Here is a 24,062-nt window from a genome sequence, read left to right as displayed (position 1 = left end):
GGTGGCGCGCGAGACCGCGCAGGCTGCGGTCGCCCTCGGTGGCGGCCACGGTCTGGCCGCCACGCTGTCGGCGCTGCGCCGGCTCCACGACGAGCTCACGATCGACGACCTGACAGCGGTCGTCACGGTGGCGGACAACGGCGGGTCGTCGGGCCGCCTGCGCGGCGAGTTCGGCGTACTGCCGCCCGGGGACCTGCGGATGGCGCTCGCCGCGCTCTGCGGGGACGACGAGTGGGGCCGCACCTGGGCCGACGTGGTCCAGCACCGCTTCGCCGGCCAGGGGGACCTCAACGGTCACGTCGTCGGCAACCTGCTGATCGTCGGCCTGTGGGAGCTCATGGGCGGTGATCACGTCCGCGGCCTCGACTGGGTCGGTCGCCTGCTCGGCGCGCACGGCCGGGTGCTGCCGATGGCCACCACGCCGATGGACATCACCGCGCGCGTGCGCGGCGTCGACCCGGCGTCCCCGGACGCCGTCACGGTCGTACGCGGCCAGGTCGAGGTCGCCACGACCGCCGGCCAGATCGAGTCGGTCGCCCTGGTCCCGGAGGACCCGCAGGCCTGCGCGGAGGCGGTCGAGGCTGTCCTGGCCGCCGAGTGGGTCGTGCTCGGCCCCGGGTCGTGGTTCAGCTCGGTGATCCCGCACCTGATGGTGCCGGGCCTGCGCCGGGCACTGGCCGAGACGCCGGGGCGTCTCGTGGTGGTGCTCAACCTCGAGGAGCAGGCGGGCGAGACCACCGGCTTCGGTCCCGAGGAGCACCTCGCGGCGCTCTTCGAGCACGCACCGGACCTCAACGTGCACGCCGTGCTGGTCGACGCCGGGTCGCTGGCGGGGGAGCGCGAGGTCCTCGAGAAGGCGGTCTCGGAGCGAGGCGCCCGACTGGTCGTCGAGGACATCGCCGTGCCGGGCGAGCCGCGCCACGACCCGGACCGTCTCGCGGCCGCCTTCCGGCGCATCGTCGACGAGGCCTGAGCGGCGCAGACCCGGTCGCCCGGGCCGTCGAGGGTCGTTGACCAGCATGGCAGGATTCGGCCCATGGCTATGACGGCACAGGTGAAGGCAGAGCTCGCCTCCACCCAGATCACCAAGACCTGCTGCCGCAAGGCCGAGGTCGCCTCGATGCTCCGCTTCGCAGGCGGCCTGCACATCGTGAGCGGCCGCATCGTCGTGGAGGCCGAGCTCGACACCGGAGCCGCCGCGCGGCGCCTGCGCAAGGACATCTCCGAGGTCTACGGCCACCCCTCCGACGTGGTCATGGTGCAGGGCAACGGCATCCGCAAGGGCAGCCGCTACATCGTGCGGGTGACCAAGGACGGCGAGGCGCTGGCGCGCCAGACCGGCCTGCTCGACCAGCGCGGTCGCCCCGTACGCGGCCTGCCGCCCGCCGTCGTCAGCGGTGGCGGCTGCGACGCCGTCGCGGCGTGGCGCGGTGCGTTCCTCGCCCACGGGTCCCTGACCGAGCCCGGTCGTTCGTCGTCGCTGGAGATCACCTGCCCCGGCCCGGAGGCCGCGCTCGCGATCGTCGGCGTCGCCCGCCGCCTCGGCATCTCCGCGAAGGCGCGCGAGGTGCGCGGCGTGGACCGGGTCGTGATCCGTGACGGCGACGCCATCGGGGCCCTGCTCACCCGGCTCGGCGCCCACGAGTCGCTGATGGCGTGGGAGGAGCGACGGATGCGCCGCGAGGTCCGCGCCACCGCCAACCGCCTGGCCAACTTCGACGACGCCAACCTTCGCCGGTCCGCCCGGGCAGCGGTTGCCGCGGGCGCCCGCGTGGAGCGCGCGCTGGAGATCCTCGGCGAGGAGATCCCCGACCACCTGCGCCAGGCCGGCCACCTCCGCCTCGAGCACAAGCAGGCCTCGCTCGAGGAGCTCGGCCAGCTGCACGACCCGGTCCTGACCAAGGACGCGATCGCCGGGCGGATCCGCCGGCTGCTCGCGATGGCGGACAAGCGCGCCGAGGAGCTCGGCATCCCCGACACCGAGGCGTCGCTGACCCCGGAGATGCTGGCTGAGGAAGAGTGAGGCCGGGGGCTTTGGATCGATCCAAAGTTACCTGTCCGTACCGCGGTCGACCGCGCTCCGCGGCTCCGGCGTGACCCGATAGGGTCGGTGATGCTGGTCACCGAAGGCCAGAGCTGTCGACGGGGTCACCGAAGGCCCCGCACCTAGGAGGCATCCACCATGACCGTTCGCGTAGGCATCAACGGCTTCGGCCGCATCGGCCGCAACTTCTTCCGCGCCGTGCGCGCCTCGGGCGCCGACATCGAGATCGTCGGCGTCAACGACCTCACCGACAACGCGTCGCTGGCCCACCTGCTCAAGTTCGACTCGATCCTCGGGCGCCTCGACGCCGACGTCTCGAGCGACGACACCTCGATCATGGTCGGCGACCAGCGGATCGCCGTGTCCGCCGAGCGCGACCCGGCGAACCTGTCGTGGGGCGACCTGGGCGTCGACGTCGTCGTCGAGTCCACCGGCTTCTTCACCGACGCGACGAAGGCCAAGGCCCACGTCGACGCCGGCGCCAAGAAGGTCATCATCTCCGCGCCGGCGTCCAACGAGGACATCACCATCGTGATGGGCGTCAACCACGAGCTCTACGACCCGTCGCAGCACACGGTCATCTCCAACGCGTCGTGCACCACCAACTGCCTGGCGCCCATGGCGAAGGCCCTGCACGACGGCCTCGGCATCAACAAGGGCCTGATGACCACCATCCACGCCTACACCGCCGACCAGAACCTGCAGGACAACATCCACAAGGACCCGCGTCGCGCCCGTGCCGCCGCGCTCAACATGGTGCCCACCTCGACCGGTGCCGCGAAGGCCATCGGCCTGGTGCTGCCCGAGCTCAAGGGCAAGCTCGACGGCTACGCCATGCGCGTCCCGGTCCCGACCGGCTCGGCCACCGACCTCACGTTCGAGGCCTCGCGCGAGACGTCGGTCGACGAGGTCAACGAGATCGTCAAGGCTGCCGCCGACGGCCGCTACCTGCGCTACTCGACCGACCCGCTCGTCTCCACCGACATCGTCACCGACCCGGCCTCGTGCATCTTCGACGCCCCGCTGACCAAGGTCATCGGCAACCAGGTGAAGGTCCTCGGCTGGTACGACAACGAGTGGGGCTACTCCAACCGCCTCGCCGACCTCATCACCCACGTCGGCTCGAGCCTCTGAGCTCGATGTCGGACATCACCTCGCTGGGGGACCTGTCGGGCAAGCGCGTGCTGGTCCGCTCGGACCTCAACGTGCCGCTCGACGGCACCACCATCACCGATGACGGCCGGATCCGCGCGAGCGTGCCGACCATCACGCAGCTGTCCGACGCGGGGGCCCGGGTGGTCGTCACCGCCCACCTGGGCCGCCCGGACGGCTCGCCCGACCCGAAGTACTCCCTCGAGCCGGTCGCGCGCCGGCTCTCCGAGCTGCTGGGGCGTCCGGTGGCGTTCGCGTCCGACACCGTCGGCGCGAGCGCGTCGGAGACCGTCGCGGGTCTCGAGGACGGCGGCATCGCGCTGCTGGAGAACGTCCGGTTCAACGACGGTGAGACGTCCAAGGACGACGCCGTCCGCGGGGCGTTCGCCGACCAGCTCGCGCAGCTGGCCGACGCGTTCGTCTCCGACGGCTTCGGCGTCGTGCACCGCAAGCAGGCCAGCGTGTACGACGTCGCGCTGCGGCTGCCGTCCGCGATGGGCGGTCTGGTCGCGGCCGAGGTCGACGTGCTGCGACGGCTGACCGAGCACCCCGAGCGTCCCTACGTCGTCGTCCTCGGCGGCTCGAAGGTGTCGGACAAGCTCGGCGTCATCGACAACCTCATCGACAAGGCCGACAAGCTGCTCATCGGCGGCGGCATGGTCTTCACCTTCCTCAAGGCCCAGGGCCACGAGGTCGGCAAGAGCCTGCTCGAGGCCGACCAGCTCGACACCTGCACCCGCTACCTCACCGAGGCGGCGGACCGCGGGGTGGAGATCCTGCTCCCGACCGACGTCGTGGTCGACACGGCCTTCCCGTCGGGCGACCGCGAGCCCGAGCCCCGCGTCGTACCCGCCTCGGAGATCCCGTCGGACGCCCTCGGGCTCGACATCGGGCCCGGCTCGGCGGCTGACTTCGCAGCGGCGCTGAGCGACGCGCGTACGGTCTTCTGGAACGGGCCGATGGGCGTGTTCGAGGTCGAGGCCTTCGCCGACGGCACCCGTGCCGTCGCCGAGGCGCTGACGAAGGTCGACGGCCTGTCCGTCGTCGGTGGCGGCGACTCAGCTGCCGCCGTACGACAGCTGGGCTTCGACGAGGCCGCCTTCGGCCACATCTCCACCGGCGGTGGCGCGTCGCTGGAGTTCCTGGAGGGCAAGGAGCTCCCGGGCATCGCCGTACTCGAGAGGGACTGACCCGTGGCCAAGAACGACCGCACGCCGCTGATGGCGGGCAACTGGAAGATGAACCTCAACCACCAGGAAGCGGTGGTGCTCGTCCAGAAGCTCGCCTGGACGCTGTCGGACAAGCGCCACGACTTCGGCAAGGTCGAGGTGGTCGTCGTGCCGCCCTTCACCGACATCCGCTCGGTGCAGACGCTGGTCGACGGTGACCGCCTCTCGATCCGCTACGGCGCGCAGGACGTGTCCGTGCACGACGAGGGCGCCTACACCGGCGAGATCTCTGCGGGCATGCTCAGCAAGCTGGGCTGCTCCTACGTCGTGGTCGGGCACTCCGAGCGCCGGATGTACCACAACGAGTCCGACGAGCTGGTCAACGCCAAGGCCCACAAGTCCCTCTCGGCCGGCATGACGCCGATCGTGTGCGTCGGGGAGGGCCTCGACGTACGCCAGGCGGGCGAGCACGTGCCGTTCACGCTCACGCAGGTGGACGGCTCGCTCGACGGCTTCACCGCCGAGCAGGTCGCCGGCCTCGTGGTCGCCTACGAGCCCGTGTGGGCCATCGGGACCGGCGAGGTCGCCACCCCCGACGACGCTCAGGAGGTCTGTGCGGCCATCCGTGGGCGCGTGCGCGAGGTGCACGGCGACGCGGCCGCGGACGGCCTGCGGATCCTCTACGGCGGGTCGGTCAAGGCCGCCAACGTCGGCGGGATCATGGACAAGTCGGACGTCGACGGATGCCTCGTGGGCGGCGCCAGCCTGCAGGTCGACGAGTTCGGTGGCATCTGCCGTTTCTACGACATGCCGGTGCTGTGAGGGCGCTCACCGGTTCCGCGTGGACGTGACGTAGGCTTCCGCTCGTGATTCTGCTCTTCACCATCCTGCTCGTCACGACGAGCGCGATCATGATCCTGCTGGTGCTGCTCCACAAGGGCCGCGGTGGCGGCCTCTCCGACATGTTCGGCGGGGGCGTCTCCAGCAGCTTGGGGGGATCGTCGGTGGCCGAGCGCAATCTCGACCGCTTCACGGTCGGCGTCGGTGTCATCTGGTTTGCGTGCATCATCGCCCTGGGCCTGCTCAAGGCCTACGCGGGCAACTAATCCCCCTCAGCTTTCTTTCGAAGGAGTCGTCGTGGCTGGTGCTGGAAATGCGATCCGCGGTAGTCGAATCGGTGCCGGCCCCATGGGCGAGGCGGAGCGCGGCGAGGCCGCGCCCCGCCAGACGGTCACCTACTTCTGCAGCCACGACCACCGGTCGGTGGTGACGTTCTCGATCGAGGCCGCCGTGCCCGACTCGTGGGACTGCCCCAAGTGCGGTCTCCCCGCGAGCCTGGACTCGGAGAACCCGCCCCCGGCGCCGAAGATCGAGCCCTACAAGACGCACCTCGCCTACGTGAAGGAGCGTCGCAGCGAGACCGAGGCGGCCGACATCCTCGACGAGGCCGTCGCCCTGCTGCGCAGCCGCCGCAAGGCCGGCGAGATCATCTTCTGACCGAGTCGAGGCGGCGCGTCTGCACGCCACCCTGACGTCGAGTCGGCGCGTGTGTGCGCCAGTCAGCGTCGAGTCGGCGCGTCTGCTCACGCGGCGCCTCGCCGGCGAGCCCGACGGACCCCGTCCAGTATGATGTCGTCGATCCGAGCGTGGCGTCCGTAGACATCCGGCGTCCAGACGGGTTCGATGACCCAGTCTGCATCGGTCCGGAGCCAGTCGAACCGCTCCTCGTCCTTGGCCTCGTTGTCGGCCCCCGTGTGCCAGTCCAATCCCTGGAACTCCACGCCGAAGCGCAGGTCACCGTTGCCGACGTCGACGAAGGCGAGCCGCCCTTCCGATCGCACGGCCACCTGTGGCTCTGGCGGCGGGACAGGCAGGTTGCGCCATCGCCATCTCACCACGGTCTCGCCACCTGACTGCGAGCGTCCGTCGGTGAACGGCGCCATGTGGCGGAGCGTCGTGACCCAGCGCATGCGCTTGAAGCGGTCGACTTCCGACATCAGCTCCTCGACGCTGAACTCGCCGAGCCGGTGGAGTGCATCGAGAGCAGTGAGCGCTGGCTCGGGCCACCGCTGTCGACCGAGGTCCAGGGCAGTGCGAAGCGGCGTGGTCATACGTACGCCGTCCACCTCCGTCAGGTCGGCTTCGCGGAACGTGCGCTCTCCGCTATCGGCCAGCTTGTTGCGCAGGCGGCCTCGACCCTGGGGCAGGTACATCGCGATCGGCAGCGCGCTCAGGTGCTCGTTGGGGAGCAGCAACATGTTGGCGCCCTGCGCCCATCCGGCGTGCCGGTCCACGACCACCGCGTCGGCGGGCATCACGAGACGCAAGCACGCCAGGCGGGATGCGGTGCTGTCCGGAAGCTGCGCAGGGAGGTACACGCCCTTGATCGGGTGCCGCAGCAGTCCGGCGCGCGTCAGGTCGTTCAACCAGCGGTGTGGGACGCCGGCGGCCAGGGCCTGCTGGAGGGTGAATGGCTCGTCCGTGGGGAGCGGGAAGCTTTCGCCCAGCTGGGGCAGGCGAAGCCATTGCGAGATGTCCATGCCACGTCGCATGCCCCGCGCCGGCTCATCTCAGTCTGCTCGCCATCGCGCTGTGGAGAACCGTGCAGATGCGCCGACTCGACGGGCCTGGGCGTGCAGATGCGCCGGCTCGGGGGTCAGGGGAGGGCGGAGGCGGCGTCCTCGTCGAGCCACCACACGGTCTCCTCGCCGCGTACGCCGCGGGCGGGGGTCTCCTCGACCGAACCGTCCTCGGCCAGAGCTCGCGCGACGGCCTCGGCCTTGCCCTCACCGCTGGCGATGAACCACACCGCGCGGGAGCGCCCCAGGGTCTCGAAGGTGAGGGTCACCCGGTCCGGCGGCGGCTTGGGGGAGTCGTGGACCGCGACCGCGATCGCGTCGCGGGCGCCGAGGGCGGGGTGGCCGGGGAAGAGCGAGGCGCAGTGACCGTCCGGTCCGATCCCGAGCATCAGCACCTCGAAGAAGCCGGCGCCGTGCTCGCGCAGCGCGTCGCTGTAGGCAGCAGCGGCGTCCTCTGCGGTGGCGACCTGGTCGCTGGCGGGCACCTCGTGGACGTTGGCGGCGTCGACGTCGACGTGGTCGAGCAGCGCCTCGCGGGCCTGGCGGGCGTTGCGGTCGGGCGAGTCGGCGGGCACGAACCGCTCGTCACCCCACCAGAAGACCACGCGCGACCAGTCGAGCGAGGAGTCGGCCGCGCGCCGCGCGAGCTCGCGGTGCAGCGCCTCGGCGATGCTGCCGCCGGTGAGTCCGACCTGCGGGACCTCACCGCGCGCCTGGGCGGCCTCGAGCCGGTCCAGCAGGGCGGAGGCGATGTCACCGACGAGGAGGTCGGCGTCGTCGTGCCGGCGGATCTCCGGGGCGCTCACTTCGGGCTCCGCAGCTTGACCAGCTTGGCCGCGACGGCGGCGTAGACGTCGTCCTCGTCGAGGCGGCGCAGCTCCTCCGACAGCAGGGCCGGCACCTCGCGCCGCTTGAGCGCGACGGGCCGGTCGGGCCGATGCGGGGAGGTGAACGTCGCCAGGCGGCCGTCGGCACGCGAGATGCGGATCGCCCCCTCCTTGGTGTCCATGCTCACTTCGGTGATGCCGGGACCGTCGGAGCTGCCGCGGGTCACCTCGACCTTGAGCCGGTCGCAGAGCCACGCCACGAGGAGGTCCGCGCTCGGGCTGACCCGCTCCGCGGTCACCCTCGCGCCGGTGACCTTGAGCGGGTGCTGGTCGAGCGCCGCCGCGAGCAGTGCCCGCCACGGTGTGAGGCGGGTCCAGCTGAGGTCGGTGTTGCCGGGCGCGTAGTGCTGGCACTGGGTGAGCATCGCGGTGGCCTTGCCCCGCGAGACCCCGGCCGAGTCGGTGATCCGGCGCTGGGCCAGCGCGCCGAGCGGGTCGGACGCCGGGTCGGCGGGTGCGGCGGTGGGCCACCAGATGGCGACGGGGGAGTCGGGCAGGAGCAGGGGCAGCACCACCGACTCGGCGTGCTTGACCACCTCGCCCTTGAGCCGGATGAGGGCGGTCTCGCCGCCCCACCCGTCACCGCTGCCGACCTGCGCGTTGACCACGGCGGAACCCCGCGCGTCACCCAGGATCACGCCGAGCACGCGCGACGGGTGCTCGCGCGAGGCCCGCTTGGCCGCCAGCATCGCCTCGGCGGCGTCGTCCTCGGGCGCCACGATGATCAGCGTCATCACCATCCCCATCGCAGGGCTGCCGGCGCGGGTGCGGGACCGGACGAACTCCGCGGCGATCTTGGCCGAGTTGGTGTCGGTGAGCTCGATCATCAGGGCCTCCTCCAGGTGCGGCCGTCGCGGGCCAGCATCTTCTCAGCGGACGGGGGACCCCAGGTGCCGGAGTCGTACGCGTCGGGCCGGCCCTTCTTCGCCCAGTGGTCGATGACCGGGTCGAGCAGCTTCCACGACAGCTCGACCTCCTCGTGGCGCGGGAAGAGCGGCGGGTCGCCGAGCAGCACGTCGAGGATGAGTCGCTCGTAGGCCTCGGCGCTCGCCTCGGTGAAGGACCCGCCGTAGGCGAAGTCCATGTTGACGTCGCGGATCTCCATGGCGGTGCCGGGCACCTTCGACCCGAACCGCATCGTCATGCCCTCGTCGGGCTGGACCCGGATGACGAGGGCGTTCTGGGTGAGGTCCTCGGTGGAGGTCTGCGAGAAGGGCAGGTGCGGCGCCTTCTTGAACACGACGGCCACCTCGGTGACGCGTCGGCCGAGGCGCTTGCCGGTGCGGAGGTAGAACGGCACGCCGGCCCAGCGCCGCGTCTCGACGTGGACGGTGATCGCGGCGAAGGTCTCGGTCGTCGAGGTCTTCTTGATGCCCTCCTCCTCGAGGAAGCCGGTCACCTTCTCCCCGCCGGCCCAGCCGGCGGCGTACTGGCCGCGCGCCGTGGTCGTGTCGAGCCGCGGGGGCAGCTGCGCGGAGGCGAGCACCTTGAGCTTCTCGATGCGCAGGCTCTCGGCGTCGAAGGCGATCGGCTCCTCCATGGCGACCAGCGCCATCAGCTGGAGGAGGTGGTTCTGGATGACGTCGCGAGCGGCGCCGATCCCGTCGTAGTAGCCGGCGCGACCGCCGATGCCGATGTCCTCGGCCATCGTGATCTGCACGTGGTCGACGTAGTTGGCGTTCCAGATCGGCTCGAACATGTTGTTCGCGAAGCGCATCGCGAGGATGTTCTGCACCGTCTCCTTGCCGAGGTAGTGGTCGATGCGGAAGATCGAGCCCGACGGGAAGACGTCGGCGAGGACGTCGTTGAGCTCACGCGCCGACTCGAGGTCGTGGCCGAACGGCTTCTCCACGACCACCCGGCGCCACTGGTCACCGTCCCGGTCGGCGAGGCCGTGCTTCTTCAGCTGGCCCACGACCGTGCCGAAGAACGACGGCGGGATCGCGAGGTAGAAGGCCATGTTGCCGCCGGTGCCGCGGAGCTGGTCGAGCTCCTCGACGGTGCGGCGCAGCTGCTCGAAGGCGTCGTCGTCGTCGAAGTTGCCCGGCACGAAGCGGAAGCCCTCCGACAGCTGGTTCCAGACCTCCTCGCGGAACGGCGTACGTGCGTGCTCCTTGACCGCGTCGTGCACGATCTGCGCGAAGTCCTGGTCGGCCCAGTCGCGGCGGGCGAACCCGACGAGGCTGAAGCCCGGCGGGAGCAACCCACGGTTGGCCAGGTCGTAGATGGCCGGCATGACCTTCTTGCGCGACAGGTCGCCGGTCACGCCGAAGAGCACCATCCCGCAAGGCCCGGCGATGCGGGGGAGCCGGCGGTCCTGCGGGTCGCGCAGCGGGTTCACGTGCGTCATCAGCCTCGGTGCTCCTGGTAGTAGCCGATCAGGGACTGGGTGGAGGGGTCCTGCTGCGCGAGCACGTCGGCATCACCCGACACGGCGGGGCCCAGCTCCTGGGCGAGCTGCTTGCCGAGCTCGACGCCCCACTGGTCGAAGCTGTCGATGCCCCACACCGCGCCCTCGACGAAGGTGATGTGCTCGTAGAGCGCGACCAGCTGCCCCAGCACGCCCGGCGTCAGCAGCGGCGCCATGATGGACGTCGTGGGCCGGTTGCCGGGGAACGTGCGGGCCGACACCAGCGCCTCGTCCACGCCTTCGGCACGCACCTCGTCGGCGGTCTTGCCGAAGGCCAGCGCCTTGGTCTGGGCGAAGAAGTTGGCGAGGAACAGCTCGTGGACGTCGACCTGCCGTCCGTCGACCTCGTCGACGAGGGGGTACGCCGGACGCGCGAAGGCGATGAAGTCCGCCGGCACGAGCCGGGTGCCCTGGTGGATCAGCTGGTAGAAGGCGTGCTGCCCGTTCGTGCCGGGCTCGCCCCAGAAGACCTCGCCGGTGTCGTAGCCGACCGGAGTGCCGTCCCACCGCACGCCCTTGCCGTTGGACTCCATCGTCAGCTGCTGGAGGTAGGCGGGGAAGCGGTGCAGCAGCTGGGAGTAGGGCAGCACTGCGTGGGTGTGCGCACCGAGGAAGTTGGTGTACCAGACGTTGAGCAGCCCCATCTTCAGCGGGACGTTGGCGGCCGGGGGCGCGGTGCGGAAGTGCTCGTCCATCGCGTGGAAGCCCGCCAGCAGCTCGGCGAAGCGCTCCGCACCGATGGCGATCACCAGCGAGAGGCCGATGGCGGAGTCCATCGAGTAGCGTCCGCCGACCCAGTCCCAGAAGCCGAAGGCGTTGTCGGTGTCGATGCCGAAGTCGGCGACCTTGTCGAGCGCGGTCGAGACGGCGACGAAGTGCTGCGCGACCGCAGCGTCGGCGTCGGTGCCGACGGGCAGGTGCTCGAGCAGCCAGGCCTTGCAGAGCCGCGCGTTGGTCAGTGTCTCGAGCGTCCCGAAGGTCTTGCTGGAGACGATGAAGAGCGTCGACTCGGGGTCGAGACCGGACAGCGACTGCCCGGCGTCGGTCGGGTCGATGTTGCTGATGAAGCGGCAGGACAGGCCGTCCCGGCGGTAGGGCTCGAGGGCCTCGTAGGCCATCACCGGGCCGAGGTCGGAGCCGCCGATGCCGATGTTGACGACCGTCTCGATGCGACGCCCGGTCACCCCGGTCCACTCGCCCGAGCGCACGCGTCCGGCGAAGGCGTACGCCCGCTCGAGCACCTCGTGCACGTCGGCCACCACGTCCTGGCCGTCGACCGTCAGCGACGCGCCCGCCGGGAGGCGGAGCGCGGTGTGGAGCACGGCGCGGTCCTCGGTGACGTTGATGCGCTCACCGGAGAGCATCGCGTCGCGGCGCCCCAGGACGTCGACCTCGTCGGCGAGCGCCAGCAGGGCCGACTCGACCTCGGCGTCGAGGAGGTTCTTCGACAGGTCGACGTGCAGGTCGCCCGCCGCGAGCGTCTGCTGCGCGACCCAGTCGGGCGTGAGGGAGGAGCGCAGGTCGGGCTCGTAGGAGCCGGCCAGCTGCGCCAGCCGGCTCCACGCGGCCGTGGTGGTGGGGTCGACCGCGCCCGTGCTCATGCCCGCGCGGCCTCGAGCGACGCCGCCAGGGTGGTCTGGAGCTCGTCCCAGGCGACGACGAACTTGTCGACGCCCTCCGCGATGAGCACCGCGATGACGTCGTCGTAGTCGATGCCCGCGTCGGCGAGCGCCTGCATGTGCGCGGCGGCGTCGTCGTAGAAGGGACGTACGCGGTCCCCGCGCACCTCGCCGTGGTCGGCCACCGCGTCGAGGGTCTTCTCCGGCATGGTGTTGACGGTGTCCTCGACGACGAGGTCGACGACGTACATCGTGTCGTCGTAGTCGGGGTTCTTCACGCCGGTCGAGGCCCACAGCGGCCGCTGCTTGCGCGCGCCCTTGGCCTCCAGCGCCTCCCAGCGGGAGCCGGAGAAGAACTCCTCGTACATCTGGAACGCCAGGCGGGCGTTGGCCACGCCGGCCTTGCCGCGCAGTGCCGGGTCGGTGCCGGGACCCTCGGTGGTGGCCTCGAGCCGCTTGTCGATCTCGGAGTCCACGCGCGAGACGAAGAACGAGGCGACCGAGTGGATGTCGGCGAGCTCGTGGCCGTTCTCCAGCGCCTTCTCGAGGCCGGAGACGTAGGCCTCCATCACGTTGCGGTACTGCTCGAGGCCGAAGATCAGCGTCACGTTGACCGAGATGCCGGCGGCGATCGTGTCGGTGATCGCAGGCCAGCCGGCCTCGGTGCCGGGGATCTTGATCATCACGTTCGGCTCGTCCACGGTCTTCCACAGCGCGGCGGCCTCGGCGACGGTCTCGTCGGTCGAGTGGGCCAGGCCGGGGGAGACCTCGATCGAGACGCGGCCGTCGACGCCGTCGGTGGCGTCGAAGACCGGACGCATGACCTTGCAGGCCTCGCGCACGTCGTCGGTGGTGATGACCATCGTGGCGCGGTCGACGTCGGCACCGTCGGCGGCGAGCTCGCGCACCTGGGCGTCGTAGCGCTCGCCGTCGGCCAGCGCGGTCTGGAAGATCGCCGGGTTGGACGTCACCCCGACGATGCTGCCGTTCTGCACGAGGTCGGCGAGGTTGCCGGTCTCGAGGCGCTCGCGGGACAGGTCGTCGAGCCAGATGGACACCCCGGCGTCAGCCAGGGCCTTGAGGCGGTCGTTCATGGGGTTCCTCCCGTGGATGGGGTCTGGGCGGTCGGGGTCGCTCAGGCGTTGACGACGGCGACGCTGTCGCGTGCGGCGTCGGCGACGGCCTGGGCGGTGATGCCGAGCTCGGTGTAGATCCGGGCGTAGTCGGCCGACGCGCCGTAGTGGTCGATGCTGATGATCCGGCCGTTGTCGCCGACGATCTCGCGCCAGCCCTGCCTGACGCCGGCCTCGACGGAGACACGCGCCTTCACGGTGGGGGGCAGGACGGTGTCGCGGTAGGACTCGTCCTGCTCGTCGAACCACTCGAGGCAGGGCATCGAGACCACACGGGCGTCGATGCCGTCCTCGGCGAGCAGCGCCCGCGCCTCGACGGCGAGCTGCACCTCGGAGCCGGTGCCGACGAGGATCACGTCGGGCGTGCCCTTGTCGGCGTCGAGCAGCACGTAGGCGCCGCGGGCCACGCCCTCGGTCGAGCCCCACGTCTGCCCGGAGTCGGCGTCGTCGCCGCGCGGGAAGACCGGCACGTTCTGGCGGGTCAGGGCGAGTGCGGCGGGGGAGTCGGTGCGGCCCAGGATCGTCTGCCACGCGGCGACGGTCTCGTTGGCGTCCGCGGGGCGTACGACGTCGAGGCCGGGCATGGCGCGCAGGGCGGCGAGGTGCTCGACCGGCTGGTGGGTCGGGCCGTCCTCGCCCAGGCCGATGGAGTCGTGGGTCCACACGTAGGTGACGGGCAGCTTGCTGAGCGCGGCCACGCGCACCGAGCCGCGCATGTAGTCGGAGAACGTGAGGAACGTGCCGCCGAACACGCGGGTGAGCCGGTCGGCCGCGATGCCGTTCATGATCGCGCCCATGCCGTGCTCGCGGATGCCGAAGTGGAGGACGCGGCCGGCGTGGGGGTCGGTGCTCCACTCGCCGATCTCGGCGACCTCGGGACCGACGGACGGGGCGCTGGTGATCGTGGTGTTGTTGGAGCCGGCGAGGTCGGCGGAGCCGCCCCACAGCTCGGGCAGCACCGGCGCGAGCGCGTTGATCACCTTGCCGGAGGCGGAGCGGGTGGCGACGCCCTTGGCGTCGGCCGGGAAGGTCGGCAGCGCCTCGGCGAGCTCGGTGGGCATCTCGCGGCGCTTGAGCCGGTGCAGCAGCTCGGCGGACTCCGGGTGCTTGTCGGCCCAGGCGGCGTACGCCTCGTCCCACTCGGCTCCCCACGCGGAGCCGCGCTCGCGCAGCTCGCGGGTGCGCTCGAGCACGCCCGGCGGGACCTCGAAGGTCTGGTCGGGGTCGAAGCCGAGGACCCTCTTGGTGGCGGCGACCTCCTCGGCGCCGAGGGCGCTGCCGTGGGCCGCTTCGGTGCCCTGGGCGTTGGGTGCGGGCCACGCGATGACAGTGTCGAGCACGATGAGCGAGGGCTGGTCGCTCACGCCGCGGGCCTCGCGGATGGCGGCGTAGAGTGCCGGGACGTCCTCGACGTAGTCGGTGCCGCCGTTGGTCCAGTCGACGGTCTGGACGTGCCAGCCGTAGGCCTCGTAGCGGGCGGCGACGTCCTCGGTGAAGGCGATGTCGGTGTCGCCCTCGATGGAGATCCGGTTGCGGTCGTAGATGACGGTGAGGTTGCCGAGCTTCTGGGTGCCGGCGATCGAGCTCGCCTCGGAGCTCACGCCCTCCTGGAGGTCGCCGTCAGAGGCCACGACGTAGACCTGGTGGTCGAACAGGCCCTCACCGGGAGCCGCGTCGGCGTCGAGCATGCCGTGGACGCGTCGTCCCGAGAGCGCCATGCCGACGGCGTTGCCGACGCCCTGGCCCAATGGTCCGGTCGTCACCTCGACGCCGGCGGTGTGGCCGAGCTCGGGGTGGCCGGGGGTCTTCGAGCCCCACGTGCGCAGTGCCTTGAGGTCGTCGAGCTCGAGGCCGAAGCCGCCGAGGTAGAGCTGGGTGTAGAGGGTGATCGAGCTGTGGCCGCACGACAGCACGAACCGGTCGCGGGCGATCCACTCGGGGTCGGCCGGGTCGTGGCGCATGACCTTCTGGAACAGCAGGTACGCCACCGGCGCGAGGCTCATGGCCGTGCCGGGGTGGCCGTTGCCGACCTTCTGGACCGCGTCCATCGCCAGGACCCGGGAGGTGTCGACCGCGCGCTGGTCGACGTCGTCCCACTCGAGGGTGGTGGGCAGGGCGGACTTCTCGGTCAACGCGGTTCCTCTCGGTGGAGTGCGGCCCGAGGCTCGGGCTGGAGCTCGGGCTGGAGTGCAGGATCACAGGTGCGTGAGGTGGCCTCGACTGCGAGCCTATCGCCGTGGCCGAGTAGACTCGACCCCGCCCGACGGGCCGTCCGGATGCCGGTTCATGTGCTCCTCATCCACCTCGGTTCCCCGAAGTCGGGATCGCATCCGTCCAGTCCCGCCCCCTCCTGTCACCGAGGTCCCCACCGTGTCCCACGCCGGTCCGCATGCAGCATCCGCGCGGCCGTCGACCGGTGACGAGCGCGGGGCTGACGGTCCGCCCACCTGGCGCGACGTCGTCGCCGCCTACGTCGGGCTGACCAAGCCGCGCGTCATCGAGCTCCTGCTGCTCACGACGGTGCCGGTCATGTTCTACGCCGCGCGCGGCGTGCCGGACCTGTCCACGGTCGTGTGGACGGTCCTCGGCGGCACGTTCTCCGCGGGCTCCGCGTCGGTCTTCAACTGCGTCTACGACCGCGACATCGACGAGCAGATGCGCCGGACCAGGCGACGGGCGCTGCCGCGGCACATCGTGTCCCCGCGCGCCGCTCTCGTCTTCGGGGCCGTGCTGGGCGTGCTGTCGACGGTGATCCTCTGGGTGGGGGTCAACACCCTGTCCGCGGTGCTGTCGGTGACCGCGATCGCGTTCTACGTCTTCGTCTATACGATGCTGCTCAAGCGCCGGACCACGCAGAACATCGTCTGGGGTGGGATCGCCGGCTGCTTCCCGACCCTCATCGGGTGGACGGCCGTGACCGGCTCGCTCGCGTGGACACCGGTCGTGCTCTTCATGGTCGTCTTCTTCTGGACCCCGCCCCACACCTGGGCCCTGGCGCTGCGCTACCGCGAGGACTACCGCAACGTCGACGTGCCGATGCTGCCGGTCGTGAAGCCCGCCGCAGAGGTGGGCCGCCAGGTGGTGGTCTACAGCTGGGTGATGGTCGCGACCTCACTGCTGCTGTGGCCGGTGGCCGGCACGAGTCTGGTCTACCCCGTGGCCGCCGCCGTCCTCGGCGCGGTCTTCCTCGTGGAGGCCCACCGCATGTGGGGCCGTGCGAAGCGCTTCGACGCGCTGTCCGAGATCAACCCGATGCGCCTGTTCCACGCATCGAACCTCTACCTCTCGCTCCTCTTCGTCGCGGTGGCGCTCGACCCGCTGCTGGGCTGACCGCCCGGCCCGAGGGCCGGACCCGGCCTCAGCCGAGGTGGGTCGCGGGGTGCGGCTGCGTGCCGGCGTCGGCCTCCGCCTCGTTGGTCGAGGCGTGCGGCAGCACCGCGAGCCCGAGCCGCGCAAGCCCCGCGGCGAGGAGCCCCGCGCCCAGCATGTGCAGGGCGACGAGCGCGACCGGCAGGTCCAGCCAGTACTGCACCCACCCGAGCACCCCCTGCAGGACCTCGACGAGGAGCACGAGGCCGGTCACCCGGGCCAGCCACTGGTGGCCACCGCGGACGGCGACGACCAGCAGCGCGACGGTGAGGGCCACCAGGACGTAGACGGAGACGGCGTGCGCCTGCGAGACCGTTGCGGGGTCGAGGCCGTTGCGGGGCGAGTCGGTGTCGCCCGCGTGCGGACCGGCGCCGGTGACGACGGTGCCGAGGTAGAGCGCCACCCAGCCCGACGCCAGCGTCGCCCAGGCCAGCCTGCGCGGCAGCCGGGGGGCGGCTGCGCGGTCGGGGCTGCGCAGCTCGTCGAGGAGTGCGACGCACACCATGATCATCGCCATCGACAGCAGGAAGTGCCCGGCGACGATCCACGGGTTCAGGTCGGTCAGCACCGTGATGCCGCCGATGACGGCCTGGAGCGGGATGCCGAGGCCGATGACGAGCGAGAGCCGCGTCGCGCGGCGGTGCCTCGCGCCGAGGGCGGCGAGGAAGCACAGGAGCGCGATCGCGACGAGCACGAAGGTGAGCAGCCGGTTGCCGAACTCGATGGCGCCGTGGAGCCCCAGCTCGCCGTGGGCGACGTAGGACTCGTCGGTGCAGCGCGGCCAGGTCGGGCAGCCGAGACCGGAGCCGGTGAGGCGTACGGCGCCACCGGTGACCACGATGCCGATGTTGGCGAGCAGGTTGGCCACCGCGAGTGGCCAGAGGTACCGGGAGAGCCGGGCGAGCAGGGTGTGCATCATTCCCACCTGAAGGTTCGAGCAGTGAGCAGCGTGCCCAGGGCGGCCCAGGCAGCGAGGACGAGCAGGGAGCGGCCGTCGACGCCCGCGTCCACGAGAGCCGTACGCATCGCCTCGCCGAGCGCGCCGGACGGGAGCCACTGGATGACAGTGGACGCAGCGCCGTAGGTGCTGGCCGGGAGGACCACGCCGCCGCCAGCCATGAGCAGGAGGTAGACGAGGTTGGCCAGGGCGAGGGTCGCCTCGGCGCGCAGCGCACCGGCCACGAAGAGGCCGAGGGCGGCGAAGGCGGCGGTGCCGAGCGCGACCGCCAGCACCACGCCCAGAACCGTGCGTGCCGGTGCGGCCGGCGTCGGCTCCCAGCCGAGCAGCAGCCCCACGACCACCAGCACGACGAGCTGGAGCGCGACCACGTTGAGCAGGGCCAGCACCTTCCCGAGCAGCAGGCCGTGGCGCGGCAGCGGCGAGGCGCCGAGGAGCTTGATCACGCCGTAGCGGCGCTCGAAGCCGGTCGAGATCGCCACCGAGGTGAAGGCGGTGGACATCACCGCCAGCGCGAGCACGCCGGGCGTGAGGATGTCGACCGCGCGGTGGCCGTCGAGGTCGATCCCGATCCGCCCGGCCGCGGCCACGCCGCCGACGAGCACGATGACCGGGATGACGATGGCGAGCAGCAGCTGCTCGCCGTTGCGCAGCATGAGCCGCGCCTCCATCCGGGACTGGGCGAGCACCATGCGGCGCAGTGACGCACCACCGGGGGCCGGGGCGAAGGTGTGGGGGCTCACGACGCGAGCTCGCGTCCGGTGAGCTCGAGGAAGACGTCCTCGAGGGTGCGCTGACCGAGGTTGAGGGTCTGGGGGAGCACCCCGTGCTCCTCGCACCAGCGCGAGACCCGGCCCAGCGTGGTCGAGTCGGCGGGTCCGTGGATGAGCATGCTGACCTCGTCGAGCTGGCGCACCTCGGTCTCGGGGCCGAGCTCGGCGCGCAGCGACTCGGGGGCGCCCTCGGGGAACGGGCGGTTGACCACGAGGCGGATGGTGGCCGAGCGGCCGCCGCGGGTCAGTTCGGCCGGCGTGCCGCTGGTGATCACGCGGCCGCGGTCGATGATGTGGATGCGGTCGGCGAGTTGCTCGGCCTCGTCCATGTGGTGGGTCGTGAGCACCACCGTCACGCCGTCGGCGCGGATCTCCTCGAGCAGCTCCCAGGTCGTGCGCCGGGCCTGCGGGTCCATGCCCGCGGTCGGCTCGTCGACGAAGACAAGCTCGGGGCGGCCGACCAGCGCGATGGCGAGCCCGAGGCGCTGCTTCTGCCCTCCTGAGAGCCGGCGGTAGGGCGTACGCCCGCAGTCACCCAGGCCGAGGCGCTCGACCAGCATCCGGGTGTCGAGCGGGTGGGCGTGCAGGGAGGCCATGTGCTCGAGCATCTCCACCGCGCGTACGCCGCTCCACGCACCGCCGGCCTGGAGCATCACACCGATCCGGGGGAGCAGCGCCGCGCGGTCGCGCTGCGGGTCGAGCCCCAGCACCCGCACGGTGCCGCGCTGGGGGACGCGGTAGCCCTCGCAGGTCTCTAGGGTCGTGGTCTTCCCGGCCCCGTTGGGACCGAGGACGGCGGTGACGGACCCGCGGGTCACCTCGAGCGAGAGGCCGTCGACGGCCACCTTGTCGCCGTACGCCATCACCAGGCCGTCGATCTCGACGGCGGGGGAGGCGGTTGGCACGGTCCAATCCTAGGTGCGGGTTAATGAGCGGCGGCTGTCGGTCCCCGCCGCTAGCGTGGCGACCATGACTCGCCCAGCGATCGAGGCCGAGGGCCTCGTCAAGCACTTCGGGGACACCGTGGCCGTGGACGGGGTGTCCTTCGTCGTGCCGGAGGGCACCGTGCTCGGCCTCCTCGGGCCCAACGGAGCCGGCAAGACCACGACGGTCCGCATGATGACCACGCTGACCCGCCCCACCTCCGGCACCGCCCGTGTCGCCGGCCACGACATCCTCGACGACCCCGCGGCCGTGCGCCGCAGCATGGGCCTGACCGGTCAGGCGGCCACCGTCGACGAGCTGCTGACCGGCCGGGAGAACCTCCGCCTCATCGGCCAGCTCTACGGCCTCGACGCGGGCTACATCACCCGCGCCAGCGCCGAGCTGCTCGAGCGCTTCTCGCTCGCCGAGGCCGGTGACCGCATCGCGAAGACCTACTCCGGCGGCATGCGTCGGCGACTCGACCTCGCCGTCAGCCTGATCGCCACGCCGCCGGTGCTCTTCCTCGACGAGCCGACCACCGGCCTCGACCCGCGCTCACGCGTGGAGCTGTGGGAGGTGCTGCGAGAGCTGGTGAAGGACGGCACCACGCTCCTGCTGACCACGCAGTACCTCGAGGAGGCCGACCAGCTGGCCGACAACATCGTGGTCATCGACCGGGGCACGGTGATCGCCGAGGGCACACCGCTCCAGCTCAAGGACCGGTCCGGCGCTGCGGCCCTGGTGGTCACGGTGTCGCACGCCGACGACCTGGCCGCGGCCGAGGCGCTGATGCGCCCGCACGTGCGCGAGGTGCACCTCGACGCCGGTGCCCGGCAGCTCACCGCGCCGGCCGAGGGGCTGGGGCACATGACCCGCGTGGCCGGCATCTTCGACGAGAGCGGGATCGTGCTCGACGACATCGGGCTCAAGCGCCCGAGCCTGGACGACGTGTTCCTCCACCTCACCGGCCACCGGGCCGAGGACGGCGCCGAGGACGACCAGACCGCCGGCCAGCCGGCAGGGGAGGTGACCCGATGAGCACGATCGAGCGACCAGAGATCCGCACCACGGGCCTGCTCACGCAGTCGTGGGCGATCGCGCGCCGCAACTTCCGCCACATCCGCCGGATGCCGGAGATGCTGCTCGACGTCACGATCCAGCCGGTGATGTTCGTGCTGCTCTTCGCCTACGTCTTCGGCTCGTCCATCGACGTGGCCACGCCCGCCGGCTACCGCGCCTTCCTGCTTGCCGGGATCATGGCGCAGACGGTGGCCTTCGCCTCCTTCATCGTCGCGGTCGGGCTCACCGCCGACCTCGACAAGGGCATCGTCGACCGGATGCGCTCGTTGCCGATCAACCCGGCCGCGGTGCTGGTCGGTCGCAGCATCTCGAGCCTTGCCCACGCGTCGATCGGCCTGGTGGTGATGTCGCTGACCGGCCTCGTCATCGGCTGGCGCATCCACACCAACGTCTTCGAGGCCGCACTGGGCTACCTCCTGCTGCTCGGCTGGGGATTCGCGATGATCTGGGTGGGCATCTGGGTCGGCTCCGCCATGCGCTCGGTCGAGGCGGTCAACGGGGTCATGTTCGCGACGATGTTCCCGATCACGTTCCTGGCCAACACCTTCGCGCCCACCGACCGGATGCCCACGGTGCTGCGCTTCATCGCCGAGTGGAACCCGATCTCCTCGCTCACCCAGGCGGTGCGCGAGCTCTGGGGCAACGACCAGCCGCTGGCCGAGGGCGCGGCCTTCCCGATGCACCACCCGATCCCGTTCACGATCGGCTGGATCATCCTGATCACCGCCGTGGTGGCCCCGCTCGCGATCCGCACCTTCCGCAGCCGCACGGCCGGATGAGCGGCGTGGGGCGGCGAGTTCGTCAGGTGGCCTCGGCCCCGGGTGGCCTCAGCCCTTGGTGAGCCGCACGTAGTCGATGTCTCCGGCGAAGTAGTCGCAGCTGTCGGCCCCGACCGTCGGGTCGCTGGTGTCGCAGTCGAACTTGCCGCCGATGGTCCAGGGCTTCCTGTTGTCGATGACGCCGGTCGTCTTGCGGATCCGGTTGCGGTAGACACCGTCGACGTACATCGTCACCTGCGTCGTCGTGCGCTCGCAGCGCACCACGTGCCACTGTCCGTCGTTGAGCGGCGTCTTGGAGTTGACTGCGGCCTGGCCGGTCGGTGACTTGAACATGCAGCTGATGATGCCCTTCGGCTGCTGGAACTTGACCTGGCCGCCGTAGTCCTTCGACTGGCCCTTCTGGATCACGTTGCCGAACTTCACCGTCGAGCGGTAGCGGATCTCGACCGAGAAGTTGCCGCCACCAGGGTCGAGTGATCCGTTCGCCGCATCGGGGACCATCACCAGGTGGGCGCCGCCGTAGTAGATGCCGGCGGCTGGATCGTGTCGGTCCCAGGTGGCGTACGACCCGCGGAGCCTCAGGTGGCTCCCGATCGCTCCGTGGTTGCCCATGCCGGAGCTGTCCGTGGCGACCGTCGCCCCTTGCGCCTCATTGAGCTCCAGTGCCAGCGTGGTCACGGGTGCGAGGCGGGCAGACGTGCGACCCACCTCCGCCTGCGCCATCGGGGCCACGAGGCACAGCCCCGCCACCAACGCGACGCCCGTGGCTCCTCGTCGTGCTCTCATGGTCATCCTCCTCCCCGTCGGCCGAAGATCGGCCTCCCGGTCCAGAGAACGCCTCTCGGGCCGGCTCCTGCCCGGCTCTCTGCACGATTACCGACTTTCGGGGACGACAGAGCCGTGCGCGGGACGCCGGCGCCCCCAGAGGGATGTCGTCAGGTGACTTAGGGGACCCTTCCTTGAAGCGGGTGGGGCAATAACGTCACACTGTCGTTGTGGAATTGTCCGGATCGACCGCAGGAGCGCCCAGCCGCGCTTCGGCGAGCCCTGACGGGGACGCGCCGACGCGCGACCGCGTGGCGCGCACGATCCTGGAGAACGGGCCCTCCACCGCAGCCGACCTCGCCGGTCGCCTCGACCTGACGCCCGCCGCCGTACGCCGCCACCTCGAGCACCTGCTCGCGGAGGGCATCGTGGAGTCGCGCGAGCAGAAGGTCTACGGCACCCGCGGTCGCGGCCGCCCGGCGCGGGTCTTCGCGCTCACCGAGGCGGGACGCGACAGCTTCGACCAGCAGTACGACGACCTCGCCGTGCAGGCGATGCGCTTCCTCGCCGAGACCCAGGGCGAGGACGCGGTGGTCGAGTTCGCCCGCCGCCGTGTCGCCTTCGTCGAGCGCGACTACGCCGTCGTCACGGCCGCCGACCCCGACCTGACGCCTGCGGAGGCGCTCGCGCGGGTCTTCACCCAGAACGGCTACGCCGCCTCGGTGCGCGACCTGCCGGTCGTGGGGGAGCAGCTGTGCCAGCAGCACTGCCCGGTCGCCCACGTCGCCCACGAGTTCCCGCAGCTGTGCGAGGCCGAGACCGAGGCGATCGCCTCCGTGCTCGGCACCCACGTCCAGCGCCTCGCGACCATCGCCCACGGCGACGGCGTGTGCACCACCTGCATCCCCCAGACCCTCAAGACGGACCCTCAGACGGACCCCAAGAAGGAGCAGTCATGACCCAGAACCTGAGCATCGAAGAAATGAACCCGGAGCTCAAGGGCATCGGCCGCTACGAGTTCGGCTGGTCCGACAGCGACGCGGCGGGCTCCGTCGCCAAGCGCGGCCTCAGCGAGGACGTCGTACGCGACATCTCCGGCCTCAAGAGCGAGCCGCAGTGGATGCTCGACCTGCGCCTGAAGGGCCTCAAGCTCTTCCACCGCAAGCCGATGCCAACCTGGGGCTCGGACCTCTCGACGATCGACTTCGACAACATCAAGTACTTCGTGCGCTCCAGCGAGAAGCAGGCGGCCACGTGGGACGACCTCCCCGAGGACATCAAGAACACCTACGACAAGCTCGGCATCCCGGAGGCGGAGAAGCAGCGCCTCGTCTCGGGCGTCGCCGCGCAGTACGAGTCCGAGGTCGTCTACCACTCGATCCGCGAGGACCTCGAGGAGCAGGGCGTCATCTTCGTCGACACCGACACCGCCCTGAAGGAGCACGAGGAGCTCTTCAAGGAGTACTTCGGCACCGTCATCCCGGTCGGCGACAACAAGTTCGCCGCGCTCAACACCTCGGTGTGGTCGGGCGGCTCGTTCATCTACGTCCCGAAGGGTGTCCACGTCGACATCCCGCTGCAGGCCTACTTCCGGATCAACACCGAGAACATGGGCCAGTTCGAGCGGACGCTGATCATCGTCGACGAGGACGCCTACGTGCACTACGTCGAGGGCTGCACCGCGCCGATCTACTCGTCCGACTCGCTGCACTCCGCGGTCGTCGAGATCATCGTCAGGAAGGGTGGTCGCTGCCGCTACACGACCATCCAGAACTGGTCGAACAACGTCTACAACCTCGTCACCAAGCGCGCCACCTGCGAGGCCGGCGCGACCATGGAGTGGGTCGACGGCAACATCGGCTCCAAGGTGACGATGAAGTACCCCGCCATCTACCTCATGGGCGAGCACGCCAAGGGCGAGACGCTGTCGATCGCGTTCGCCGGTGAGGGCCAGCACCAGGACGCCGGCGCCAAGATGGTGCACGCAGCGCCGCACACGTCGAGCTCGATCCTGAGCAAGTCGGTGGCGCGCGGCGGTGGCCGTACGTCGTACCGCGGCCTGATCCAGGTCAACGAGGGCGCCCACGGCTCGAAGTCCAACGTGCTGTGCGACGCGCTGCTGGTCGACCAGATCAGCCGCAGCGACACCTACCCCTACGTCGACATCCGCGAGGACGACGTGTCGATGGGCCACGAGGCGAGCGTCTCGAAGGTCTCCGACGACCAGCTCTTCTACCTCATGTCGCGCGGCATGGAGCAGGACGAGGCGATGGCGATGATCGTGCGCGGCTTCGTCGAGCCGATCGCCAAGGAGCTGCCGATGGAGTACGCCCTCGAGCTCAACCGCCTCATCGAGCTCCAGATGGAAGGGGCCGTGGGCTGACGCTCGCGCCCGTCCCCGTCCGATCCGCACGTAGAAAG

23 protein-coding genes are annotated in these 24,062 nt (G+C 70.9%); 12 read left to right on the top strand and 11 right to left on the bottom strand.

All coding sequences use genetic code 11. The annotated features are described in order from the left end of the window. Nucleotide 1: 1 nt before the first annotated feature. The 7 genes from IRX98_RS13250 to IRX98_RS13220 all read left to right on the top strand — a co-directional run bounded on the left by IRX98_RS13250 (nt 2) and on the right by IRX98_RS13220 (nt 5,862). Nucleotides 2–973, top strand: coding sequence for a gluconeogenesis factor YvcK family protein (locus IRX98_RS13250; RefSeq protein ID WP_224277454.1), 972 nt, complete (start codon nt 2–4; stop codon nt 971–973). Between the two features lie 63 nt (nt 974–1,036). After that, on the top strand, nt 1,037–2,023 hold the full coding sequence (whiA, locus tag IRX98_RS13245) for a DNA-binding protein WhiA (RefSeq protein ID WP_224277452.1): 987 nt from the start codon (nt 1,037–1,039) through the stop codon (nt 2,021–2,023). Between the two features lie 159 nt (nt 2,024–2,182). Then, nucleotides 2,183–3,178 carry a type I glyceraldehyde-3-phosphate dehydrogenase gene (gene gap, locus IRX98_RS13240; protein ID WP_224277450.1) on the top strand — a complete coding sequence of 332 codons (996 nt, stop codon included), beginning with the start codon at nt 2,183–2,185 and terminating at the stop codon, nt 3,176–3,178. Between the two features lie 5 nt (nt 3,179–3,183). Then, nucleotides 3,184–4,386 carry a phosphoglycerate kinase gene (locus tag IRX98_RS13235; RefSeq protein WP_224277448.1) on the top strand — a complete coding sequence of 401 codons (1,203 nt, stop codon included), beginning with the start codon at nt 3,184–3,186 and terminating at the stop codon, nt 4,384–4,386. Nucleotides 4,387–4,416: 30 nt separating this feature from the next. Next, nucleotides 4,417–5,187, top strand: coding sequence for a triose-phosphate isomerase (tpiA, locus tag IRX98_RS13230; protein ID WP_224277632.1), 771 nt, complete (start codon nt 4,417–4,419; stop codon nt 5,185–5,187). Nucleotides 5,188–5,231: 44 nt separating this feature from the next. Beyond that, nucleotides 5,232–5,471 (top strand): preprotein translocase subunit SecG, encoded by a 240-nt coding sequence (secG, locus tag IRX98_RS13225; RefSeq protein WP_224277445.1) that lies wholly within the window; start codon nt 5,232–5,234, stop codon nt 5,469–5,471. 31 nt (nt 5,472–5,502) lie between these two features. Continuing rightward, nucleotides 5,503–5,862, top strand: coding sequence for an RNA polymerase-binding protein RbpA (locus tag IRX98_RS13220; RefSeq protein ID WP_224277443.1), 360 nt, complete (start codon nt 5,503–5,505; stop codon nt 5,860–5,862). Between the two features lie 86 nt (nt 5,863–5,948). Here the strand turns inward: IRX98_RS13220 and IRX98_RS13215 are convergent, their stop codons facing one another. The 7 genes from IRX98_RS13215 to tkt all read right to left on the bottom strand — a co-directional run bounded on the left by IRX98_RS13215 (nt 5,949) and on the right by tkt (nt 15,125). Next, a complete protein-coding gene (locus tag IRX98_RS13215; RefSeq protein ID WP_224277441.1) occupies nt 5,949–6,905 on the bottom strand; it encodes a type IV toxin-antitoxin system AbiEi family antitoxin domain-containing protein in 957 nt (318 codons plus the stop codon). Nucleotides 6,906–7,021: 116 nt separating this feature from the next. Continuing rightward, nucleotides 7,022–7,750: a 6-phosphogluconolactonase gene (gene pgl / locus IRX98_RS13210; RefSeq protein ID WP_224277439.1), complete on the bottom strand. Its 729-nt coding sequence runs from the start codon at nt 7,748–7,750 to the stop codon at nt 7,022–7,024. Further along, on the bottom strand, nt 7,747–8,658 hold the full coding sequence (locus tag IRX98_RS13205; protein ID WP_224277437.1) for a glucose-6-phosphate dehydrogenase assembly protein OpcA: 912 nt from the start codon (nt 8,656–8,658) through the stop codon (nt 7,747–7,749). The genes pgl and IRX98_RS13205 overlap by 4 nt, the downstream gene beginning before the upstream one ends. Further along, a complete protein-coding gene (gene zwf / locus IRX98_RS13200; protein ID WP_224277435.1) occupies nt 8,658–10,181 on the bottom strand; it encodes a glucose-6-phosphate dehydrogenase in 1,524 nt (507 codons plus the stop codon). Before zwf ends, IRX98_RS13205 begins: the two co-directional genes overlap by 1 nt. After that, a complete protein-coding gene (gene pgi / locus IRX98_RS13195) occupies nt 10,181–11,842 on the bottom strand; it encodes a glucose-6-phosphate isomerase (protein ID WP_224277433.1) in 1,662 nt (553 codons plus the stop codon). Before pgi ends, zwf begins: the two co-directional genes overlap by 1 nt. Continuing rightward, entirely contained in the window at nt 11,839–12,954 is a 1,116-nt protein-coding gene (tal, locus tag IRX98_RS13190; RefSeq protein ID WP_224277431.1) for a transaldolase, read from the bottom strand. Before tal ends, pgi begins: the two co-directional genes overlap by 4 nt. A gap of 41 nt (nt 12,955–12,995) precedes the next feature. After that, on the bottom strand, nt 12,996–15,125 hold the full coding sequence (tkt, locus tag IRX98_RS13185) for a transketolase (protein WP_224277429.1): 2,130 nt from the start codon (nt 15,123–15,125) through the stop codon (nt 12,996–12,998). A 154-nt stretch (nt 15,126–15,279) separates the two neighbouring features. Here tkt and IRX98_RS13180 point away from each other — a divergent pair, with 154 nt between their 5' ends. Then, the gene (locus IRX98_RS13180; protein WP_372456085.1) at nt 15,280–16,323 is read left to right on the top strand and encodes a heme o synthase; all 1,044 of its coding nucleotides are present in this window, start codon (nt 15,280–15,282) and stop codon (nt 16,321–16,323) included. A gap of 28 nt (nt 16,324–16,351) precedes the next feature. On the opposite strand, the gene IRX98_RS13175 is transcribed toward IRX98_RS13180, so the two are convergent. From IRX98_RS13175 to IRX98_RS13165, 3 genes are read right to left on the bottom strand one after another with little or no spacing between them, the layout of a single operon-like run. Next, on the bottom strand, nt 16,352–17,278 hold the full coding sequence (locus IRX98_RS13175; RefSeq protein ID WP_224277427.1) for a COX15/CtaA family protein: 927 nt from the start codon (nt 17,276–17,278) through the stop codon (nt 16,352–16,354). Beyond that, complete coding sequence (locus IRX98_RS13170; RefSeq protein WP_224277426.1) at nt 17,278–18,063, bottom strand: ABC transporter permease; 786 nt, start codon at nt 18,061–18,063, stop codon at nt 17,278–17,280. Before IRX98_RS13170 ends, IRX98_RS13175 begins: the two co-directional genes overlap by 1 nt. Next, a complete protein-coding gene (locus IRX98_RS13165) occupies nt 18,060–18,998 on the bottom strand; it encodes an ABC transporter ATP-binding protein (protein ID WP_224277425.1) in 939 nt (312 codons plus the stop codon). The genes IRX98_RS13170 and IRX98_RS13165 overlap by 4 nt, the downstream gene beginning before the upstream one ends. Nucleotides 18,999–19,062: 64 nt before the next feature. Between IRX98_RS13165 and IRX98_RS13160 the strand changes: the two genes are divergently transcribed. After that, nucleotides 19,063–20,055, top strand: coding sequence for an ATP-binding cassette domain-containing protein (locus tag IRX98_RS13160; RefSeq protein ID WP_224277424.1), 993 nt, complete (start codon nt 19,063–19,065; stop codon nt 20,053–20,055). Continuing rightward, the gene (locus IRX98_RS13155; protein WP_224277423.1) at nt 20,052–20,876 is read left to right on the top strand and encodes an ABC transporter permease; all 825 of its coding nucleotides are present in this window, start codon (nt 20,052–20,054) and stop codon (nt 20,874–20,876) included. Before IRX98_RS13160 ends, IRX98_RS13155 begins: the two co-directional genes overlap by 4 nt. Before the next feature lie 48 nt (nt 20,877–20,924). Here the strand turns inward: IRX98_RS13155 and IRX98_RS13150 are convergent, their stop codons facing one another. After that, complete coding sequence (locus IRX98_RS13150) at nt 20,925–21,662, bottom strand: laminin G domain-containing protein (protein ID WP_224277422.1); 738 nt, start codon at nt 21,660–21,662, stop codon at nt 20,925–20,927. Nucleotides 21,663–21,871: 209 nt separating this feature from the next. Between IRX98_RS13150 and IRX98_RS13145 the strand changes: the two genes are divergently transcribed. Next, complete coding sequence (locus tag IRX98_RS13145) at nt 21,872–22,600, top strand: helix-turn-helix transcriptional regulator (RefSeq protein WP_372456084.1); 729 nt, start codon at nt 21,872–21,874, stop codon at nt 22,598–22,600. Beyond that, nucleotides 22,597–24,024 carry a Fe-S cluster assembly protein SufB gene (sufB, locus tag IRX98_RS13140; RefSeq protein ID WP_224277418.1) on the top strand — a complete coding sequence of 476 codons (1,428 nt, stop codon included), beginning with the start codon at nt 22,597–22,599 and terminating at the stop codon, nt 24,022–24,024. The genes IRX98_RS13145 and sufB overlap by 4 nt, the downstream gene beginning before the upstream one ends. The last annotated feature ends 38 nt before the right edge of the window (nt 24,025–24,062 follow it).

Origin of the sequence: Nocardioides lacusdianchii (genome assembly GCF_020102855.1) — a bacterium.
Classification (GTDB): domain Bacteria; phylum Actinomycetota; class Actinomycetes; order Propionibacteriales; family Nocardioidaceae; genus Nocardioides; species Nocardioides lacusdianchii.
Note: the sequence above shows the minus strand (reverse complement) of the source record. Positions and strands in the feature narration are given on the sequence as shown.

Coding starts and splice junctions, on each gene's coding strand:
- whiA (WP_224277452.1), top strand. CDS start 1,037: ATGGCTATGACGGCACAGGTGAAGGCAGAGCTCGCCTCCACCCAGATC.
- gap (WP_224277450.1), top strand. CDS start 2,183: ATGACCGTTCGCGTAGGCATCAACGGCTTCGGCCGCATCGGCCGCAAC.
- IRX98_RS13235 (WP_224277448.1), top strand. CDS start 3,184: ATGTCGGACATCACCTCGCTGGGGGACCTGTCGGGCAAGCGCGTGCTG.
- tpiA (WP_224277632.1), top strand. CDS start 4,417: ATGGCGGGCAACTGGAAGATGAACCTCAACCACCAGGAAGCGGTGGTG.
- IRX98_RS13215 (WP_224277441.1), bottom strand. CDS start 6,905: ATGGACATCTCGCAATGGCTTCGCCTGCCCCAGCTGGGCGAAAGCTTC.
- IRX98_RS13205 (WP_224277437.1), bottom strand. CDS start 8,658: ATGATCGAGCTCACCGACACCAACTCGGCCAAGATCGCCGCGGAGTTC.
- zwf (WP_224277435.1), bottom strand. CDS start 10,181: ATGACGCACGTGAACCCGCTGCGCGACCCGCAGGACCGCCGGCTCCCC.
- pgi (WP_224277433.1), bottom strand. CDS start 11,842: ATGAGCACGGGCGCGGTCGACCCCACCACCACGGCCGCGTGGAGCCGG.
- tal (WP_224277431.1), bottom strand. CDS start 12,954: ATGAACGACCGCCTCAAGGCCCTGGCTGACGCCGGGGTGTCCATCTGG.
- IRX98_RS13180 (WP_372456085.1), top strand. CDS start 15,280: ATGTGCTCCTCATCCACCTCGGTTCCCCGAAGTCGGGATCGCATCCGT.
- IRX98_RS13175 (WP_224277427.1), bottom strand. CDS start 17,278: ATGCACACCCTGCTCGCCCGGCTCTCCCGGTACCTCTGGCCACTCGCG.
- IRX98_RS13160 (WP_224277424.1), top strand. CDS start 19,063: ATGACTCGCCCAGCGATCGAGGCCGAGGGCCTCGTCAAGCACTTCGGG.
- IRX98_RS13155 (WP_224277423.1), top strand. CDS start 20,052: ATGAGCACGATCGAGCGACCAGAGATCCGCACCACGGGCCTGCTCACG.
- IRX98_RS13150 (WP_224277422.1), bottom strand. CDS start 21,662: ATGAGAGCACGACGAGGAGCCACGGGCGTCGCGTTGGTGGCGGGGCTG.
- sufB (WP_224277418.1), top strand. CDS start 22,597: ATGACCCAGAACCTGAGCATCGAAGAAATGAACCCGGAGCTCAAGGGC.